This is a genomic window from Arcanobacterium phocae (assembly GCF_018913465.1).
Lineage (GTDB): Bacteria > Actinomycetota > Actinomycetes > Actinomycetales > Actinomycetaceae > Arcanobacterium > Arcanobacterium phocae_A.
The window spans coordinates 100796-119695 of sequence record NZ_JABAPM010000001.1 but is presented as its reverse complement, the minus strand read 5'-3'; the positions used below and the strand labels follow the sequence as shown (position 1 = coordinate 119695).

Here is an 18900-nt window from a genome sequence, read left to right as displayed (position 1 = left end):
CTCGGTCAAAAGGAGTGCCAGTAAATCGCTATGCGCGAATGTGGCTGTCCATGAGACGATAGAGGCATGAGCATGATTCCACTACTTTTAACCCCAGATGGACAACGTCTTCTCACCGAACTTCCACCTTACGAAGCCCAAGACGTTTTCGCTCTCACAGCTCAATTGCGTAAAAACGGCCATAACGCAGACCTTGTTGCGGCCGCCCTCACCCAAAGCCGGCTCCGCGCAAAAGCCACCGCAAAATTCGGTTCGTTTGCACAAACAATGCTTTTTACCAACGACGGCGTGGAGCAAGCCACTCGACTTCCGGTGGCAGCGCATCATGCCCAACGTTTCCGCAACGCCCACATCCACCACGTAATCGATCTGGGGTGTGGCGTTGGAGCTGACTCGATGGCATTCGCTGGGCTCGGATTACGGGTAACGTCCGTGGAAAGCGATGCCGATACCGCGCAAGCAGCGACATTCAATCTTTCCGCATTCCCCGAAGCCCGCGTCATTCATGCAGATGGACGTGAACTGGATCTACAAAGTTTCAGTGCCGATGCGCTGTGGCTCGATCCGGCACGTCGTAGCAATGGTAAACGTATCGCAGACCCAGAACAGTGGGCTCCCCCATTGTCTACCGCGCTTCGCCTTGCCGAACAGTTCCCGGCAGCTGGCATTAAAGTTGCTCCCGGCATTGATTATGCCGCGCTACCTGACAACGCCTACGTGGAATGGACTAGCGTCGACGGCGATCTGCTCGAAGCAGTTATCTGGCTCGGTTCAGCGGCACCACAGCCGGGACGCAGCGCTCGCATCATCCGTGGCAGTCACACCGTAGTTTTTGATTCCGGTAGCGAGGCGACGTCGTCGGAATCCCCAACCGTCCTGCCAACGCCTCTTGGTGACTATATCTATGAGCCAGATCCCGCAGTTATTCGCTCCGGTGGCATCGCTCGGCTGTGTGAAGACCGCAATATTGCACCAGTTTCGCACAACATTGCATACCTTACTGGCGCCGACCTTATCGAGTCACCACTCGTCACAACATTTGTTATCCGCGACGTGTTGCCGTTGGATACCAAGAAAGTCCGAGCCTACCTTACCGCTCACGAGATCGGAATCGTAGAAATCAAGAAACGCGGAACGGATCTAGATCCAAGCACCTGGCGAAAGAAGCTGAAGCTAAACCCGCTTCACAGCGCGCAAGCAACACTTATCGCTACCCCAGTCGCCGGACAGCATCGAGTTATCGTCGCTGAACGCCACCAACCAGCGTCTGGAAAGTAACGAGCAGCAGCTCGACGTCGATCAGTGAATAATCGTCGTTTCGCGGGCTAGACCGCTGTCTACTGTGATGTTGAGTGGGGACGGTTCTACACCGTTACGGACCATCTCCCATCCCAAGGCAGCGATCATTGCGCCGTTGTCAGTGCAGTAACGGATCGGCGGGATTCGCACTGTGACGCCGTATTCTTCAGCTCGTTCCTGCGCTAGTTCGCGCAGACGTGAGTTCGCCGAAAAACCGCCACCAATAACGAGCGTGTCACAGTTGTTGCGTTTACATGCTTCGAACGCTTTGCGCGAGAGAACATCAGTGACTGCTTCGGAAAAACCAGCAGCGATATCTGCCTTCGGTACTTCCTCACCACGCGCTTCCAAGCCCTCGATATGCCGAGCAACCGCAGTCTTTAAGCCAGAGAACGAATAATCGTAGGCGTGCACATCCTTATCCTTGACCCGGCTCAGACCACGCGGGAAACGGATGGCGTTTCGATCACCTTGCTTGGACAACCGATCGATGTGCGGACCACCGGGGTACGGCAATCCCAACAGACGACCCACTTTGTCAAATGCTTCACCGGCAGCGTCGTCAAGTGTTCCACCTAGTTCGACGACGTCGGTGGCGATATTACGAATATCAAGAAGATGCGAATGTCCACCAGAAACAGCTAAACCAATGAAGCGCTCTGGGAACGGACCATGAACGAGCTGATCAACAGCGATATGCCCGATAATATGGTTCACCCCGTAGAACGGTTTGCCTAAAGCTAAAGCAAGCGATTTTGCAGCTGAAACACCGACCGTTAAAGAACCGACAAGCCCTGGACCAGCAGTCGCCGCGATAGCATCGACGTCCTCTAGAGCTACTCCGGCTTTCTCAAGTGCCGCATCCAAAGTAGGCACAAATTGTTCCAAATGGGCTCGGGAAGCAATTTCGGGGATGATGCCGCCGTAACGTGCATATTCATCCATTGACGTTGCCGTTACGTCTGCCAGGAGCTCCCCATCACGCACGAGCGCAATTCCGGTCTCATCACACGATGTTTCAATACCTAAAATCAGTTCATTCACAACGTCTAGTTTAGTTGATTCGGTAACGGTTGTTCAGGCGAGCTTTGTTATATTCGGGACATGTTGTGCCGACGACGACGGGAGGGTCGCAACTAGCGTTGCGACCCTCCCGTTGTAGCTAACTATCAGCGACCGTGTACCATTGACTTCATCAAGTCACGGTTGAGCATCGAAATAAGCTCAAGCGGCACTTCCTTCGGGCAGGCAGCTGCACATGCGCCAACGTTGGTGCATCCACCAAAACCTTCAGAATCGTGCTGAGCTAACATCTTCACAACACGATCAAGACGCTCTGGCTGTCCCTGTGGGAGCAGACCAAGGTGCATAACCTTTGCCGAGGTGAATAGCATTGCTGAACCGTTCGGGCAGGCTGCTACACACGCACCACATCCGATACAAGCAGCGGCTTCGAAAGCACGATCTGCATGGTCTTTAGGAACTGGTACTGCGTGAGCATCTGGGGCTGCACCGGTGTTAACGGAGATGTATCCACCAGCTTGCACAATGCGATCCAACGCAGAACGATCCACAACCAAGTCCTTGAGGACCGGGAACGCGGTAGAACGCCAAGGCTCAATAGTGATGGTGTCACCGTCTTTGAAAGAACGCATATGAAGCTGACAGGTGGTTGTCACCTTTGGGCCGTGCGGATCGCCGTTAATAACGATGCCGCATTGTCCACAGATGCCTTCACGACAGTCAGAATCGAATGCAACTGGCTCTTCGCCCTTGGCAAAGAGTTCTTCGTTTAGTTGATCAAGCATCTCCAAGAAAGATGCTGTCTCATCGACATCGGCGAGGGTATGGGTATCGAAATGACCCTGATCGCCACGGCCATCTTGCCGCCAAAATTCAAGATTGATTTTCACTTGTAGCTCCGCTGCTTCATCTCGACGAATTCGTACTTCAGATCTTCCTTGTGGAGAATTGGTGCTCCGTCTTCTCCACCCCACTCCCAGGCGGCGACATAAGCGAAGTTAACGTCATCACGAAGCGCTTCGCCTTCCTCGGTCTGGGATTCAGCGCGGAAGTGACCACCACAGGATTCCCGGCGATGGAGAGCATCGATACACATGAGCTCACCTAATTCGAAGAAGTCAGCGACACGGCCGGCCTTCTCCAAAGACTGGTTTAGCTCATCTGGATCGCCTGGAACGCGAACGTTCTGCCAGAAGTCCTTACGCAGCTCTCGGATCATACCGATAGCTTTCTTTAAGCCTTCCTCGCTGCGCTCCATACCACAGTACTCCCACATGATGTGGCCGAGTTCCTTGTGGAAGGAATCGACAGATCGGGTGCCCTTGTTATTAACAAAGAATTCGATCTGCTTTTCGACTTCCTGACGTACCTTAACAACTTCTGGATGGTCTTCGGTGATCTTCTCAAACGGACCATCAGCCAAGTAATCGTTAATGGTGTTTGGAAGTACAAAGTAACCGTCAGCAAGACCCTGCATGAGCGCGGACGCGCCCAACCGGTTTGCACCATGGTCAGAGAAGTTAGCCTCGCCCGTAACAAACAGACCTGGGATCGACGACTGCAGATCGTAATCTACCCACAAACCACCCATAGTGTAGTGGACTGCAGGATAAATGCGCATTGGCACTTCGTATGGATCATCACCAGTAATCTGCTTGTACATATCGAACAAGTTGCCGTACTTAGCAGAAACAACATCCTTGCCCATACGGTTAATGGCATCCGAGAAGTCGAGGTAAACACCACGTGCCACGCCGTCGATTTCTGGGCCAACGCCACGGCCTTCGTCACACATATTCTTTGCTTGACGAGAAGCAATGTCTCGAGGTACAAGGTTTCCAAACGCTGGGTAGATACGCTCGAGGTAGTAATCGCGATCTTCTTCTGGAATATCGCGTGGATCCTTCTTGCAATCCTCAGCCTTCTTCGGTACCCAAATACGGCCATCGTTACGCAGTGACTCAGACATCAAGGTGAGCTTAGACTGCGAAGAACCATGCTGTGGAATACAGGTTGGGTGAATCTGGGTGAAGCACGGGTTGCCGAAGTAGGCACCCTTGCGGTGTGCACGCCAAATAGCAGTTGCGTTACATCCCATCGCATTGGTGGACAAGAAGAATACGTTTCCATAACCACCAGTACCCAGCACAACAGCATCAGCCAAGTGGGTTTCGATTTCGCCAGTGACCATGTCACGAGCGACAATACCGCGAGCACGACCGTCAATGACGATCAATTCAACCATTTCATGGCGTGGGAAGGCCTCAACGGTACCTGCCTTGACCTGGCGCATCAACGCTTGGTACGCACCGATCAACAGCTGCTGACCTGTTTGGCCACGTGCGTAGAACGTACGTGAAACCTGTACGCCTCCGAACGAGCGGTTATCGAGCAAGCCACCGTATTCACGAGCAAATGGAACACCCTGTGCCACACACTGATCGATAATGTTGGCCGAAACTTCAGCCAGTCGATACACGTTGGTCTCACGGGAACGGTAGTCGCCGCCCTTGATGGTGTCGTAGAACAAACGATAGGTCGAATCGTTATCGTTCTTGTAGTTCTTCGCCGCGTTAATTCCACCCTGAGCAGCAATCGAGTGTGCTCGACGAGCTGAATCCTGGTAGAAGAACGCCTTAACGTTATATCCCATTTCACCGAGCGAAGCAGCGCCAGCACCACCGGCAAGACCGGTACCGACGACGATGATGTTCAGCTTGCGGCGGTTAGCTGGGTTAACGAGGCGTGCATTGAATTTACGCTGTTCCCACTTGTCCGAAATAGGGCCAGTTGGCGCTTTAGTATCCGCGATTGGTTCGCCTGCGCGGTACAGGCCTTCGATCAAAGTTTCAGTCATGATCTCATACCCCTTAAGCAGCGATGAAGCCAAGCAGGATGGCAGTTGGCGGCGTCATGAAACCGACCAAAATAGCCAAACCTACGACGATGGCGATGATTTTGAATGCATGCTGACGACGACGGGTGTTCAAACCCAACGTTGCGAGAGCTGACCACACGCCGTGCGAAACGTGGAAGGCAATCGAAGCAAGAGCAATGAAGTAAACCAGCCATACCCACCATACGGAGAAGCCGTAAATCATGTTGTGATACGGATCGTGCGCTGAGTATTCACCGCCAGGCTGGAGAGCAAGGACGGTGTACTGCAAGATATGGAAGATAACGAACAGCGCAATAATGACTCCACCAAAACGCATGGTAGCAGCAGTGTAGGAGTACTTTACGCCAACCTTGGAACCGGAATTCACCTTGTACTTTTCGCGTCCACGAGCTTGCGTACCACGCTTCCACAGCTTAATAGCTGCGTACATGTGAGCCACAATACAGAACAGCAAAGTTAAACGGAAGATCCACAAAGCCCATAACTTTGGCAGGATCGGGTAGAGCAGACCATGCTTGAGCCAGTCTGCGTAATGGTTGTACTCTTCTGCACCCAGGAACATCTTAAAGTTTCCGAATGCATGGAAGAGTAGGAAGAGAACAATAAACAAGCCGGTCACAGCCATGAGCACTTTAAGTGCCACTGTGGTCTTGCGACCTCTAATTTCTACAGATGTTGATTTAGCCACGTCTCGAAGATAGCAAAACAATCCGTCAAAAGTCGGGTCTTAAGTAGCAAAAATCCCAGATGAGGATACCAGCTACGCATACTATCTCCTACTGGCATCGAATTTTCCGCGAAATACCAACACAAAGGACTATCGGCACACAACCAAAAAGTGACGTAAATATATATGCAACTCTTTAAGCACGAAATTACGTTTCGCGAAGCATAACTACTGCATCATCATCCGAGTAGTAGTGCTTGCGCCTGCTAATCTCTTGGAAGCCGGCTTTCGCATACATTTTCTGCACGCCTTCGTCTTTGCTTCGCACTTCGAGAAACACCCGTTGGGCGCCGTGGCAAGCTGCGATATCTAGCAAGATTTCTAGCAACCGACTTCCGATGCCTTGCCGCTGATAGCGAGGAGAAACAGCAATAGTGAGGATCTCTGCATCATCAACATACGCCACTCCCCCAACGCCAACAATCGCCCCCAGCGACCGTAGCGGACCGGGAGGCTCAGATAGCACCAGATACGTTCGATAGCTAGCGGATAATTCGTCTTCCCAAACCGTACTTGGCCAGGCATCACGTGCAAAAGTCTGGTGATCAAAATCTGCTATCCGCCCCGCCCACGAAACTGGCGCACGACGCAAATCAAACCCAGCAATTGTTGAAGGGAATGCGTCATTGGGCTGAAAACAAGAATTCATTAATCAGTCACGCATAATCAGTTTGCACTGTAGGGATTGCCCTTGGCCGCTGGCTGGGCGTGTGCACCGCCATGCACATCTGGTCGGCGCAAATACTGTGGCTTAGTATCCAATGAGAGGGATTCTCCAGCTTCAATTCGTGCCATTCGCGAATGCAATAAGCGAACCATCACCGTTGGCTCAAAGCTAACACTTACTCGTTCGTTCCCAACATGGCTATAAAGCTCCGGCTCGGCGACTGCCACCATAGCTCGATTCTTCCCTAGCTCATCTACTAGCTCATCCGGCTTGCGAATATCTGGTGCAGTAAGTACTTCGACGTCGTCGCCACCCATAGCCCTAAATGACGCAACAAACACTTCTTTACGACGTGCATCAATCATGGACAAAATTTCTTGCGCGCCCTGATCCACGGCTGCTAACGCCATAATGTCTAACGAAGACAATCCGTACATTGGCACATTCCATGCTCGTGCAAGTACTCGCGCAGTAACCAGACCCGCACGCAAACCAGTAAACGCTCCCGGACCGGTGCCAACAATAATCGCGTCTGGCCGCTCAATCTGTGCGGTAGCCAAAACGGACCGTACCATCGGTGCTAGTAGTTCCGCATGATGGCGCTTCTCCGAAGACGATTCAAATGCCAACGGGCTCGCTACCCCCAGCTGCCAATCAGCAACACCAACATTGACGGTAGCACTCGTATCGATAGTAAGATATGTTGTCATTTTGTATCCTTCGTAAATATCGTATTGTCAGCAGATTGTTTTTGGGGATGGATAAGTAGTCGCGCTTTAGCGAATGGGTCCCACCGATTTTTACTCGGTTTATGCACCTGCTCTATCGCAGATTCAGGTTCCTTGCCGATCCCAGATTGTTTTCTATTTTGATCCCACCGCAACCATGCAACCGAAAATATTGCCAAACCACTAAGAATTGCGAAGACAATAATGATCTTGGCCGGAGTCATCTGTTCGTTTTCGGTGCTCGGGCTGAGATTTTTTGCGGGAATCGCCGTAGCCGGGGCATCAATATCGATAAGGTCCTTGCGATGTTCCATGAACTTGTCAAATGTGATACTTCCAAGCACGTAGCCCGAGCCAGCACTATCGCCAGGTTCAATCATGCCGTCGCGGAAAACAAACCAAGCCTTAAGCTGCGGATCGTAAACCAGAATACTAGTCGTATCGTTGGGCCATGCAGCTGCTTCGGTAGCCAACCGGGGATCTGCCACGATTCTCGTGTTTGCACGCCGAGCGGCTCCGTTGCCTTCAGTAATCAGCGCTCCCACAGCGTTGGCATCTTTATAGACTGGCGCCAACCACATATTCGATTCTACAAAGGCAGTTTCCGGCTTACGTACCAACTCTTTTTCTTGGCTGAACGCAAAGGCATGATGCGCAGTACCTAAGCTCAGTAGCTCCGGATCAGCACCGATATCTTCGCCGAATGTTTCGCTGGCTTTGGCTCGCATAAGGTCGGTACCGATAGTCGTAAACCACTCTTGTTCTTCCTCAGTTAGCTCACTGGGCGTACTGGGTGAGCTTGGTTCTGACGTTGCAGACGCCAAGCTCGGCAGTCCGCATATGTTTCCGACGACGAAAACAAAAACAGCGACCCATGAACCAAGGGTATGATAGGTTCTCATTACTCAGCCGAGTTTTCCCACGAGGCCTCTGGGATTTCATCAGCAAGACGCTGTTGCAGTGAAACACCGCGCTCTCCATAAGCTTGGATCTTGAGAACACGTGGTGCATCCGCGAACAGATCTTCCGGTTCTAATCCGGCGTCTGACCCTTGCGGCCGCTGGATAAACACCTCGATACGTTCGTCAGAAAGTACCTCTGCTTTGCCGGTTCCCCATTCGACCACTGTCAACGATTCTTCGAGCGAAGAATCAAGATCCAATGCATCTACTTCTTCAATAGAGTTCAATCGGTAAGCATCAACATGAACCAAATCTAACCGCTGCCCATGATAGACCTGAGCAATCGCGAAAGTTGGCGAGGAAACTGCCTCAGTAATGCCAAGACCGCGTGCGATGCCCTGCGTCATCGTTGTTTTGCCTGCTCCTAATGGACCAGTGAGCATAACTAGATCTCCAGGTTGCGCCTGCTGTGCAATCACCGCACCGATACGCTGAATATCGGCAACCGTTGGGGCGTTCATCGACAGAATCATAACCGTGTTCTCTCATTCAATTCAGGTATTAGTCAGATATACGTTAGTCCACTGGGATCCGTGGAATGCGCGGGCCCAGATTACAAAAGATTTCGTAGTTAATTGTATCGGTCTTTTCCGCCCAATCATCTGCAGTCAAATATCCATGCTTATGCGGGCCAAAAAGAACTGCGGTATCTCCTGCTTGAGCAGTTGGAGCTTCGACGACGAATTGGTCCATACATACCACGCCCCGGATAGGCGCTTGTTCGCCCTTCAACGTGACCGAAAGCTTGTTCGACGCATGCCGTGAAATACCGTCCGCATATCCCACCGGAACAACTGCCAATCGCGTGGGTTGCTCCGTAATATGCGTATGCCCATACGAGACTCCGACCCCACTTGGAACTTCCCTCGTCAAAATGACGTCAGCTTCCAACGTCATCAACGGTTCGAGGCCCAGATCGCTTGCCGTAGCGCATTGCGGATTAGGACTCAATCCATAAAGGACAATTCCTGGCCGAACCATATCGTAGTGGGTTTGGGGATGCCACAGAATGCCAGATGAAGCAGCTAAATGACACAAGGGGATCGTCACGCCCGCTTGACGGGCATATTCACGGGCTACTTCGAAACATTCAACTTGTTCGGTGGTAGCCGCATCCGAACGTGGATCATCGGCGCATGCCAAGTGGGACCACAAACCAATAATGTCAACAATACCCTCAGCAGCTAACGCCTTTACCCGAGCAAATACTGAAGGCAACTGATCAAGATCGAACCCACCACGGGTCATACCAGTATCGACTTTAATATGAATTCGCGCTGGCCGACCGCAAGCACGTGCTGCGGCGGCTATTTCATCAATCGCCCACGTCGCGCCCACAGAGAGATCAATATTTTGTTCAATAGCCCGTTGAAAATCAGAACCGGGAGCAAAAATCCACGCCAAAATGTGGCCATGGGTATGAGTCTGGCGCAACGCTAACGCTTCATTCAGCTGCGCCAACCCAAGCCAATCAATTCCGGCTTCCCACGCCCACTGTGCAATCAATTCAACGCCATGACCGTAGCCGTTAGCTTTTACGATAGCCATCAGCTTTGATGTCGTATGCTGGCGGACAACCCCAATATTTTGTTCAAATGCGCGACGCGATATTAAGGCACGTGCCGGAGCCTTGTTCGTCATAGTTTCACCTTACGAATTCAATACCTGCCAGATTATTTCACCTAGCGCATCACTAATGTTACTCGCCTTAATCGGGTAGCCAACTCCATCGTGGGCTCGGGCAGCGAGATTTGCGGCACGCCCGTGAAGATGCGCAGCTGCTGCCGCGATCCAGCCCGCACTCACACTGCTACGTCCAGTTGCTTCCCACAAAGCCAAAAGCGCGCCAACGATTCCGGCATAGACGTCACCGGCACCGGCAGTTCCGCGCCACGGGGTCGCACCTTCTTGAATATACACATACCCATCTGGCTGTGCGACCACATCTATAGCAGCCGTAGCTGCCACGACTGCTCCAGTTTCTTGAGCAGCAAGATGCGCGTAATCTACAAGATGGCGTTCGACGGCGGTGCGTGTCACATCGTGCCCGCGAGCGCGCAACAACTGTGCTAGCTCTCCTGGATGCGGTGTCAAAACTGTCACCGGCGATAGCTGACCTTGATAAGCCAGCGTGAGGGCTCCGGCGTCGAGAACAACAGGTAGACCGGATGCCAAGGCGTGGTGGACAAGTGAAAAATCACTCGAGTCCGGAACCATACCTGAGCCAGCTAACCAAGCTTGAACCTGCCCTGGTGCCGTAACTACCTCTGGGTAACGCGGCACAACGAGCGGGCTATCACCCAAATAGCGTACCATTCCCGGCCCGCATGCCAAGGCCGCGCCTACACCCAGTAAAGCCGCTCCAGGATACTGGCGTGAACCAGTAACCACACCTAAAACGCCACGGGTATATTTATGGCCAGCCGGGGCAGGAATCGGCCACCAAGCTTGAATATCGCGGTCCGTTACCGAGTATGTTTCCATAACTCACATGTTACTCAACGGTTACTGACTTAGCGAGGTTGCGTGGCTTGTCTACGTCGTGCCCCTTAACGGTGGCCAGTTCAGAGGCAAAGATCTGCAACGGGATAATCGTTACCAGCGGCATCATCAACGTTGGCGTCGAATGTGGGACTCTGATAACTGCTAGGGCGTGATCGTCAACTGCGGTGTCGTTTTCTTCCGCGATCACAATCGTGCGAGCACCCCGGGCGATGACCTCATGCAGATTCGAAATAACTTTCGAGTGCAGCAATGGACGACGCGGCGTCGGAGCAATAACAAAAACCGGCAAGTCTTCCTCAACCAGAGCGATCGGGCCGTGCTTAAGCTCCCCAGCAGCAAAACCTTCGGCGTGAATATACGCCAGCTCTTTGAGCTTCAACGCGCCTTCAAGCGCAATCGGATAGCCGACGTGCCGTCCTAGGAACAAAACCGATTCGACGTCGGCCATGGTACGGGCCAATTGCCGGATTTTATCTTCTTGCGCCAACACAAATTCCATTCGCTGCGGCATCAACGCCAACTCAGCTAGATAGCCAGCGACCTCATCGGTGAATTTGTTTCCGCGCAGTTGAGCCAAATACAGTCCCAGCAAATATGCTGCCGTGATCTGCGATGTAAAGGCCTTCGTTGAGGCGACTGCGATTTCCGGACCGGCATGAGTGTAAAGCACGGCATCAGATTCGCGGGCAATCGTCGAGCCATAGGTATTAACAATGGATAGCACGCGAGCACCCTGCTCCGATGCGTGGCGAATAGCCATGAGAGTATCCATCGTTTCACCTGACTGTGAGATAGCCACAATCAACGTCTTTGACGTCACGATCGGGTCCCGATACCGGAACTCGTGAGCTAGCTCAACTTCGACCGGAATACGACACCAATGCTCGATCGCATATTTCGCCACATGTCCGGCGTAAGCAGCTGTACCGCATGCAACCACAATAATTTTATCGATTGCGCGGAGCTCATATTCTTCAATCCGCAACTCATCGAGTTGCAAATTCCCATCAGGAGTAGTGCGTCCGCGAAGTGTTTCAGCCACCGCGGCTGGCTGTTCGTGAATCTCCTTGTCCATGAACGTGGCGTATCCATCATGCAACGCCATATCGAGGTTCCAGTCAACCTCGAAACTATCCACATCCACTGGAACGCCCGCAAAATCGGTGATCTCAGCACTATGCGCAGTGAGCGTCACGATCTGATCCTGCCCCACAGCTAACGCGCGGCGCGTATGACCAACGAAGGCAACGACGTCGGATCCAAAGAAGTTTTCGTCCTGCCCTAAACCAACAACGAGAGGCGAATTACGGCGCGCACCAACCAACCGGTCCGGCTGTCCAACATACGTTGCTACAACGGCGAACGAGCCTTCTAGTCGAGCGACGACCTCACGCATCGCGCGGGTTAAATCACCGTGCTGGCTCACTGCTTGACCTAGCAAGTGCGCAATAGTCTCCGAATCAGTATCGGAACGAAATTCGATACCAGCTGCGTGCAGTTCTTCACGCAGCTGTGGCGCATTTTCGATAATCCCGTTGTGAACTATCGCAACCTGGTTATCAGCTGATACGTGAGGATGAGAGTTACGGTCTGAGGGCACGCCATGGGTCGCCCACCGGGTGTGCCCGATTGCCGCTGTTCCCGGCTCTAACGGACGCTCTGCTAATTCGGCCCGGAGCTGGGCTACGCGACCGGCACGTTTGCGCACGGCGATGCGATCCGACGACGGGACCGCAATACCGGCCGAATCATATCCGCGATATTCCAACCGCTCTAAACCATTAAGGACAACTTCTTGCGACGTGAATGACGTGCGAGCGCCAATATATCCAACAATTCCACACATGTTGATTAACAATACAAGGTGATGTCCTCCTAAAGTCACTCAACCTGTCAGACAACCGTCCGTCAAGTTGGTGTTATCTGCCTATTATTGCCACAATTTAACCATGCACAGCACCGATTTTTCCGCGTTCGTCACATTTAATCGCCATGATTGGGCGGAACTTGCCCAGAGCGTCGAGTTACCATTAACACAACGCGACTTAGCCCAACTCGCGGCATTAGGCGACCCGATTACGGTTGACGAAGTCGATGCGATCTACCGTCCGTTAACAGCACTCATGCACATGTACGCACGTAATACTGGACGGCTTTTTCATGAATCGAAAAACTTCTTAGGATTCGAAGATTTGCGTGTTCCGTGGATCGTAGGAATCGCTGGATCTGTTTCAGCTGGAAAATCGACCGTTGCGCGGCTACTTCGCGAGTTGCTCAGTCGTTCGCCCGAGACCCCAAAAGTTAATCTCGTAACCACTGACGGGTTTTTGCTCCCGAACGCGGTGCTAGATGAACGGCGTATTCTCACCCGAAAAGGTTTTCCAGAGTCGTACGACCGGCGGGCACTGCTAGAATTTTTAGCTGCCGTTAAATCTGGCCGGCGCAATGTTAGCGCCCCCGTGTATAACCATGTCACCTACGATATCGTGCCAGGTGAGCGTATCGTCGTCGACCAGCCAGACATTCTTATCGTTGAAGGTCTCAATGTTCTCCAACCCGCCCCAGGCATAGCCGCACACGAGTTTTCGGCCGTCTCCGACTTCTTCGACTTCACCATATACGTTGATGCCCCGGAAGAAGCTCTCGAACGCTGGTACATCGACCGATTCTTGTCACTGCGATCAACCGCATTCACCAACGAAGCCTCTTACTTCCGTAACTATGCCAGCATGACCGATGCACAGGCTCGCGAAACTGCCCGGCAAATCTGGGGAGCTATCAACCTGCCTAACCTCCGGCACAATATTGCCCCCACCAAGAACCGCGCCACGGTCATTCTGACCAAAGGACCAGACCACGCAATAGAACAGATACAGATTCGAAAACTCTAACGTGGATCGCGGTAAGGTCGTGAATCGTAATAAGCAAGTGGGCCAGTACAGCGAGTACTGGCCCACAACGTTTTCTAGCTTTTACAATGCTAGGCGCTGCGCAACAACGTCAGCAAGACGCTGTGCAACCGAATCAGCTTGTTCCTGAGTTGGCGCTTCAACCATTACACGCACAAGTGGCTCTGTTCCAGAGGCACGCAACAATACGCGTCCAGTATCGCCAAGTTCCTTTTCCGCAACCGCAACCTCATCCATCACTTCGGATGTGCGCGCTTTATCAACATTCGGCACATTGATAAGAGTCTGCGGCAACCGGGTAATAAACGAAACTGCGTCAGCCAGAGTTCCACCACGACGAGCCATCTCTGAAGCAACCAAAATAGCCGTTAGCGTGCCGTCACCAGTGGTCGCATGATGCAAGTTAATGACGTGACCAGATTGTTCGCCACCAAGCATATATCCGTGGGCAAGCATCTCTTCAAGCACGTAGCGATCGCCCACCTTAGTTGCCACCAAATTAATATCGGCTTCGCGCATCGCCAAGGTCAAGCCCAGATTAGACATAACCGTAGCAACAAGTGTGTTACCAGCCAGCAAACCCTGCGCTTTCAAAGAAACCGCAAGCAGACCCATAATATGATCGCCGTCGACGATCTTTCCTTGCGCATTAACCGCTAGACAGCGATCCGCATCGCCGTCGAAAGCAAAACCGAAATCAGCTTCCGAAGCCACAACCATTGCTTGGAGTTGCTCCGGGTGAGTCGATCCCGCGTTACGGTTGATGTTCTTACCATCTGGAGAGGCGTTAATAACCGAAACGTCCGCGCCCAATTCTTGCAATGCCGCTGGCGCAACATTCGATGCCGCACCGTTTGCGCAATCCAAAATGATACGCAGACCGGACAGATCGGCACCACAACGAATCAAATGATCGATATAAACCTGGTCCGAGACAATCGCGTTCTCGCGCATATAACCGACGCCAGCGCCGATCGGACGATCCCATTCCTGACCAAGCACGGCTTCGATTTCATCCTCGATAGCGTCGTCAAGTTTGAACCCATCGCCCGAAATAAATTTAATACCGTTATCTGGCATCGCATTGTGCGAAGCAGAAATCATAACGCCCAAATCGTAATCACGAGCAGCGGTCAGATAGGCGATACCTGGAGTTGGAATCTCACGAACGTGTTCGACGTCGACACCTGCGGACGACAGTCCAGCGGCCACTGCATGACTCAGCATTCCCGATGACTGGCGCGTATCGCGACCCACAATCGCTTTTGGCCGATGACCCGTAACATTTTGTGCTAACACCCGCGCCGCTGCCTCACCAAGTTGAAGCGCGAACGGCGCGGTGATCTCTCGATTAGCTAACCCACGAACACCATCGGTTCCAAATAGACGTGCCATCATTTCTCCTCTAATTGCACTGATAACTACTTAAGCCTAGTACATTGCCCTCAGTACACGGGAGATATCAGCCAGTGTATTTCTGCCATTTCACATTACACAAAGCACTTGTACTACTGACAAGCGCCGCAACGTACAAGTATGGCCCCACCACAAAAGTGGCAGGACCATACTGGTTTTCCAATACTGAACGAATCAGCGCTTGGAGAACTGCGAAGCCTTACGTGCCTTCTTCAAACCAGCCTTCTTACGCTCGACTGCACGAGCGTCACGGGCTAGGAAGCCAGCCTTCTTCAAAGCTGGACGGTTAGCATCACGATCGATTTCGTTCAGCGCACGGGCAACACCGAGACGAAGCGCACCGGCTTGACCGGAGGTTCCGCCACCGTTGATGCGGGCGACAACATCGAAGCGACCTTCGATGTCAAGTAGAACGAATGGTGAATTGACAAGCTGCTGGTGCAACTTGTTTGGGAAGTAGTCCTCTAGGGTACGGCCGTTGATCTTCCACGTGCCGGTACCTGGGACGAGACGGACACGAGCAACTGCTTCCTTACGACGACCCAGGCCTGCGCCTGGTGCGGTCAGGGATGCGCCCTGGCCGGTCTTGGGAGCCTCGGTCTCAGAGGTGTATGAACTCGGGGTTTCCTCAAGTTCTACGGTTTCGGTGGTCTCAGCCACGGTTCTCCTTAAATTTTTTCCGGACAGGGGTTACTGTGCAACCTGCGTAAGCTCAAAGGCTTCCGGCTGCTGAGCAGCATGTGGGTGCTCTGCCCCACGGTAGACCTTGAGCTTGGAAAGCTGCTGACGTCCCAATGTGTTCTTTGGCAGCATGCCGGCAACAGCCTTCATGACGGCCTTCTCTGGGTTTTCAGCCAAGAGTTCGGTGTAGGACGTAGCGGTCAAGCCACCCGGCTGACCTGAGTGACGGTAAGCAATCTTCTGCTCGCGCTTTGAACCGGTCAGAGCGACCTTCTCAGCATTGATGATCACGACGAAATCGCCGGTATCAGCATTTGGAGCGAAGTTGGGCTTGTGCTTCCCACGGAGCAGGATGGCAACTTGAGATGCCAGACGGCCAAGGACAACGTCGGTGGCGTCAATGACATACCACTTCTTCTCGACGTCTCCGGGCTTCGGTGAATACGTGCGCACTTGCGTAGCCTTCGTTTCTTTAATCGCGGATAGCTCTATTAACTACTTGGGCAATGGCTTATGCCGAAAAGTAGCTAACCTATCCAATGGTCAAGTTAACGTTGCTGGCACTGTTATGAGACGAGTGGGATTGCATCTTCATACAACATGCACAGCATTAAGAAACTCTACTGTGATTTTCTACTCCGGTCAAAGGAAAAGCTCCTGCTGTGGTGCGATTCATCTCAACAGTTTGCACGGCCACGTGCCGTCGTCGGCATTTATCCCCGAAAACGGCGCGCTAAGGAAGCTTGGGGACCATACTCACCAGGCTCCGGATACCCAACAGATTCCAACGTTAACGGGTGCGGTGGCGCGACAATCACGTTACCGTCCCGAGACCGCTCCTCCAACCGCACTTGTGGCCAACGCTCTTCGCGAGCACCGCGCCCAACCTCAATCAGTGTCCCCATCAGAGTTCGCACCTGCGAATGACAAAACGCATCAGCACGCGCCCGTCCCACAACTAAATCGCCCTGCCGTAGGAAATCTAACTCAAACAACGTACGAACAGTTGAAGCTCCCTCCCGCGGCTTACAAAACGACAAAAAGTCATGTTCCCCAAGCAACCCCACTGCGGCCCGATTCATTGCTTCAATATCTAACCGATCCGTGAGCCACAAAACGTCCCGGCGTTGTGGGTCCCACGCCGCAACTCCATCTGCGATCCGATATGAATACTCTCGCCACAAAGCCGAGAACCTGGCATCAAACTCCGATGGCACCTCGGCAGCCTTGTGAATGACGACATCACTATAACCGCGCGGCGCCCACGGCAATATAGACCCAGCAACTCGCGCCAGCATCGAGTTAGCACGCATGATTAATGACTCTGCCGAGGTCCGCGAGGAGCGTCCGGGAAGGGTATCCCAAGCTACTCGGGAAACATCGCAGTGAACGACCTGGTGGCGGGCGTGCACACCTGCGTCTGTACGTCCTGCTACCGTAACCGTCACTGAGTGACGAAAAATCACCGACAACACTTTTTCCAGCTCGTTTTGTACTGTTCTTAGGCCCGGCTGAGCCGCCCAACCGTGAAAGTGGTTACCGTCGTAGCTTAGATCTATGCGTAAGCGCGCATTTTGCGATAGCGTCGAAGTCATGACTGCAGGATCCCATATTCAGCCCCGTGATCCCAACTCGGGAATTAACACGCTGAGTCTAGATTTTGGTGGCTCACGAGTTAAATCTGCCGTATTAGATCAACAGGGCAACCACCTCGGCACTTATTTTGTTGATGTTGTCGAGTACCCGTTCACCCCGCAACTAATGCTGGAGACCGTTATTGAGCATGCACAGCGGCATGCTGTCACATGCCATCGAATTACTATCGGCATGCCTGGAATCGTGCGCGACGGGATCGTCATACATACTCCACACTATATCCGTCCCGCCGGACCAGGCGGAAGCGTAGATGCTCAACTCCAAGAAGCATGGAAGAACACGGACATCCAAACACTCGTTGAGGACGCCTGCCACTTACCTACGCTCGTTGTCAACGACGCTATAGTTGCGGCCGCAGCAACGATGCAGGGACATGGTAGCGAGCTAATCCTTACCCTAGGCACTGGTCTTGGCATCGCCTTCGCCGTGAATGGCAGGCTCACGGAACACATAGAAGTTTCGCATGCCCCCAGCCCGATTGGGGGAACGTTCGACGACGTCGTCGGCGCCATCAATCTTCCAGATACCGACTCAGAGCAATGGTCACACCATATCGGCCAAGTAATTGACGCTCTGTGGCCTATGTACCGGTGGGATACGCTATACATCGGTGGCGGTAATGCGCTCAAACTTACTGACGAGGTACGGGCATCTCTTAGCGAGCGTGGGGCTACTTTCTTAGATTATGAAGCAGGCGCACGGGGCGGTAGCGCAACCTGGCAATATGTCCCTCATATCAAGCGCGGCGCTTGCGACTAATAGCGCAACAACGCCAGTAACTACCTCGCTATACTCCCTAAACTTTCAGAGCTACTAGAACTAAATAAGCTACTAGAACTAAATAAAAGGTTGTGGCGGATTGATAACTCAATCCGCCACAACCTTTAAGCAGTTAATCTGCTATTCCGACTTTGAGAACAGCCCGAAAGTCAGAATAACGTCATCACTTTTCTTCAGCAGCTTCGACTTCTTCAGCTTCAGCAACTGGGGCTTCGTCAGCAGCCTTTTCGGCAACCTTCTCAGCTTCCTTAACAACAGCCTGCTTTGGTGAAACTGGCTCGAGAACGAGCGAAATTTCGGCCATTGGAGCGTTGTCACCCTTGCGGTTTGGAAGCTTAACAATGCGAGTGTATCCACCCTCACGGTTCGCGAACTTTGGTGCAAGCTCTTCGAAAAGAATGTATGCAGTTTCGCGGGAGCCCAAAACCTTAAGTGCAAGACGACGATTATGAGTATCGCCCTTCTTAGCCTTGGTGATGAGCTTTTCGATATGTGGACGAACACGCTTGGCCTTAGCCTCGGTTGTTACGACCGATTCATTGTGAATGAGCGACTTGCAGAGGTTTGCAATGATGAGACGCTCGTGCGCTGGGCTACCACCCAAGCGTGGACCCTTAGCGGGACGTGGCATGATTTCTCCTAAAAATT

General features: G+C 52.6%; 19 protein-coding genes. 3 read left to right on the top strand and 16 right to left on the bottom strand.

Features of this window, described 5'->3' with window-relative positions; all coding sequences use genetic code 11:
* Window positions 1–66: 66 nt before the first annotated feature.
* Window positions 67–1278, top strand: a complete 1212-nt coding sequence (locus KSO86_RS00620; protein WP_216379482.1) for a class I SAM-dependent methyltransferase — start codon at window positions 67–69, stop codon at window positions 1276–1278.
* Window positions 1279–1299: 21 nt separating this feature from the next.
* On the opposite strand, the gene tsaD is transcribed toward KSO86_RS00620, so the two are convergent.
* From tsaD to glmS, 11 genes are all read right to left on the bottom strand, one after another.
* Window positions 1300–2343 (bottom strand): tRNA (adenosine(37)-N6)-threonylcarbamoyltransferase complex transferase subunit TsaD, encoded by a 1044-nt coding sequence (tsaD, locus tag KSO86_RS00615; protein ID WP_091280343.1) that lies wholly within the window; start codon window positions 2341–2343, stop codon window positions 1300–1302.
* A gap of 125 nt (window positions 2344–2468) precedes the next feature.
* The gene (locus KSO86_RS00610) at window positions 2469–3212 is read right to left on the bottom strand and encodes a succinate dehydrogenase/fumarate reductase iron-sulfur subunit (protein ID WP_216379481.1); all 744 of its coding nucleotides are present in this window, start codon (window positions 3210–3212) and stop codon (window positions 2469–2471) included.
* Entirely contained in the window at window positions 3209–5179 is a 1971-nt protein-coding gene (locus KSO86_RS00605; protein ID WP_216379480.1) for a fumarate reductase/succinate dehydrogenase flavoprotein subunit, read from the bottom strand. Before KSO86_RS00605 ends, KSO86_RS00610 begins: the two co-directional genes overlap by 4 nt.
* Before the next feature lie 13 nt (window positions 5180–5192).
* On the bottom strand, window positions 5193–5909 hold the full coding sequence (locus KSO86_RS00600; RefSeq protein WP_216379479.1) for a succinate dehydrogenase cytochrome b subunit: 717 nt from the start codon (window positions 5907–5909) through the stop codon (window positions 5193–5195).
* Window positions 5910–6096: 187 nt separating this feature from the next.
* Window positions 6097–6597 carry a ribosomal protein S18-alanine N-acetyltransferase gene (gene rimI / locus KSO86_RS00595; RefSeq protein WP_216379478.1) on the bottom strand — a complete coding sequence of 167 codons (501 nt, stop codon included), beginning with the start codon at window positions 6595–6597 and terminating at the stop codon, window positions 6097–6099.
* Between the two features lie 17 nt (window positions 6598–6614).
* Window positions 6615–7325 carry a tRNA (adenosine(37)-N6)-threonylcarbamoyltransferase complex dimerization subunit type 1 TsaB gene (tsaB, locus tag KSO86_RS00590; protein ID WP_216379477.1) on the bottom strand — a complete coding sequence of 237 codons (711 nt, stop codon included), beginning with the start codon at window positions 7323–7325 and terminating at the stop codon, window positions 6615–6617.
* Window positions 7322–8245, bottom strand: coding sequence for a hypothetical protein (locus KSO86_RS00585; RefSeq protein WP_216431717.1), 924 nt, complete (start codon window positions 8243–8245; stop codon window positions 7322–7324). Before KSO86_RS00585 ends, tsaB begins: the two co-directional genes overlap by 4 nt.
* Window positions 8245–8766, bottom strand: coding sequence for a tRNA (adenosine(37)-N6)-threonylcarbamoyltransferase complex ATPase subunit type 1 TsaE (tsaE, locus tag KSO86_RS00580; protein ID WP_231700038.1), 522 nt, complete (start codon window positions 8764–8766; stop codon window positions 8245–8247). Before tsaE ends, KSO86_RS00585 begins: the two co-directional genes overlap by 1 nt.
* A 55-nt stretch (window positions 8767–8821) precedes the next feature.
* Window positions 8822–9946 (bottom strand): alanine racemase, encoded by a 1125-nt coding sequence (gene alr, locus KSO86_RS00575; RefSeq protein WP_216379474.1) that lies wholly within the window; start codon window positions 9944–9946, stop codon window positions 8822–8824.
* A gap of 9 nt (window positions 9947–9955) precedes the next feature.
* The gene (locus tag KSO86_RS00570) at window positions 9956–10789 is read right to left on the bottom strand and encodes an ADP-dependent NAD(P)H-hydrate dehydratase (RefSeq protein ID WP_216379473.1); all 834 of its coding nucleotides are present in this window, start codon (window positions 10787–10789) and stop codon (window positions 9956–9958) included.
* A 10-nt stretch (window positions 10790–10799) separates the two neighbouring features.
* Entirely contained in the window at window positions 10800–12656 is a 1857-nt protein-coding gene (glmS, locus tag KSO86_RS00565) for a glutamine--fructose-6-phosphate transaminase (isomerizing) (protein WP_216379472.1), read from the bottom strand.
* Between the two features lie 103 nt (window positions 12657–12759).
* On the opposite strand from glmS, the gene coaA reads away from it, so the two are divergent.
* Window positions 12760–13701, top strand: coding sequence for a type I pantothenate kinase (coaA, locus tag KSO86_RS00560; RefSeq protein WP_216379471.1), 942 nt, complete (start codon window positions 12760–12762; stop codon window positions 13699–13701).
* 81 nt (window positions 13702–13782) lie between these two features.
* On the opposite strand, the gene glmM is transcribed toward coaA, so the two are convergent.
* The 4 genes from glmM to KSO86_RS00540 form a co-directional block, all read right to left on the bottom strand.
* Window positions 13783–15114 (bottom strand): phosphoglucosamine mutase, encoded by a 1332-nt coding sequence (gene glmM, locus KSO86_RS00555; protein ID WP_216379470.1) that lies wholly within the window; start codon window positions 15112–15114, stop codon window positions 13783–13785.
* Between the two features lie 195 nt (window positions 15115–15309).
* On the bottom strand, window positions 15310–15795 hold the full coding sequence (gene rpsI / locus KSO86_RS00550; RefSeq protein ID WP_216379469.1) for a 30S ribosomal protein S9: 486 nt from the start codon (window positions 15793–15795) through the stop codon (window positions 15310–15312).
* Window positions 15796–15825: 30 nt separating this feature from the next.
* Window positions 15826–16269, bottom strand: coding sequence for a 50S ribosomal protein L13 (gene rplM, locus KSO86_RS00545; RefSeq protein ID WP_216379468.1), 444 nt, complete (start codon window positions 16267–16269; stop codon window positions 15826–15828).
* A gap of 260 nt (window positions 16270–16529) precedes the next feature.
* Window positions 16530–17411, bottom strand: coding sequence for a tRNA pseudouridine synthase A (locus tag KSO86_RS00540; RefSeq protein ID WP_216379467.1), 882 nt, complete (start codon window positions 17409–17411; stop codon window positions 16530–16532).
* On the opposite strand from KSO86_RS00540, the gene KSO86_RS00535 reads away from it, so the two are divergent.
* Window positions 17410–18231, top strand: coding sequence for an ROK family protein (locus KSO86_RS00535; protein WP_216379466.1), 822 nt, complete (start codon window positions 17410–17412; stop codon window positions 18229–18231). The genes KSO86_RS00540 and KSO86_RS00535 overlap by 2 nt on opposite strands.
* A gap of 184 nt (window positions 18232–18415) precedes the next feature.
* Here the strand turns inward: KSO86_RS00535 and rplQ are convergent, their stop codons facing one another.
* Window positions 18416–18883, bottom strand: a complete 468-nt coding sequence (rplQ, locus tag KSO86_RS00530) for a 50S ribosomal protein L17 (RefSeq protein ID WP_216379465.1) — start codon at window positions 18881–18883, stop codon at window positions 18416–18418.
* Between the last annotated feature and the right edge of the window lie 17 nt (window positions 18884–18900).

Coding starts and splice junctions, on each gene's coding strand:
- tsaE (WP_231700038.1), bottom strand. CDS start 8,766: ATGAACGCCCCAACGGTTGCCGATATTCAGCGTATCGGTGCGGTGATT.
- KSO86_RS00535 (WP_216379466.1), top strand. CDS start 17,410: ATGACTGCAGGATCCCATATTCAGCCCCGTGATCCCAACTCGGGAATT.
- KSO86_RS00540 (WP_216379467.1), bottom strand. CDS start 17,411: ATGACTTCGACGCTATCGCAAAATGCGCGCTTACGCATAGATCTAAGC.
- glmM (WP_216379470.1), bottom strand. CDS start 15,114: ATGGCACGTCTATTTGGAACCGATGGTGTTCGTGGGTTAGCTAATCGA.
- alr (WP_216379474.1), bottom strand. CDS start 9,946: ATGACGAACAAGGCTCCGGCACGTGCCTTAATATCGCGTCGCGCATTT.
- KSO86_RS00620 (WP_216379482.1), top strand. CDS start 67: ATGAGCATGATTCCACTACTTTTAACCCCAGATGGACAACGTCTTCTC.
- KSO86_RS00605 (WP_216379480.1), bottom strand. CDS start 5,179: ATGACTGAAACTTTGATCGAAGGCCTGTACCGCGCAGGCGAACCAATC.
- KSO86_RS00585 (WP_216431717.1), bottom strand. CDS start 8,245: ATGAGAACCTATCATACCCTTGGTTCATGGGTCGCTGTTTTTGTTTTC.
- coaA (WP_216379471.1), top strand. CDS start 12,760: ATGCACAGCACCGATTTTTCCGCGTTCGTCACATTTAATCGCCATGAT.
- rimI (WP_216379478.1), bottom strand. CDS start 6,597: ATGAATTCTTGTTTTCAGCCCAATGACGCATTCCCTTCAACAATTGCT.
- KSO86_RS00570 (WP_216379473.1), bottom strand. CDS start 10,789: ATGGAAACATACTCGGTAACGGACCGCGATATTCAAGCTTGGTGGCCG.
- rplQ (WP_216379465.1), bottom strand. CDS start 18,883: ATGCCACGTCCCGCTAAGGGTCCACGCTTGGGTGGTAGCCCAGCGCAC.
- tsaB (WP_216379477.1), bottom strand. CDS start 7,325: ATGACAACATATCTTACTATCGATACGAGTGCTACCGTCAATGTTGGT.
- glmS (WP_216379472.1), bottom strand. CDS start 12,656: ATGTGTGGAATTGTTGGATATATTGGCGCTCGCACGTCATTCACGTCG.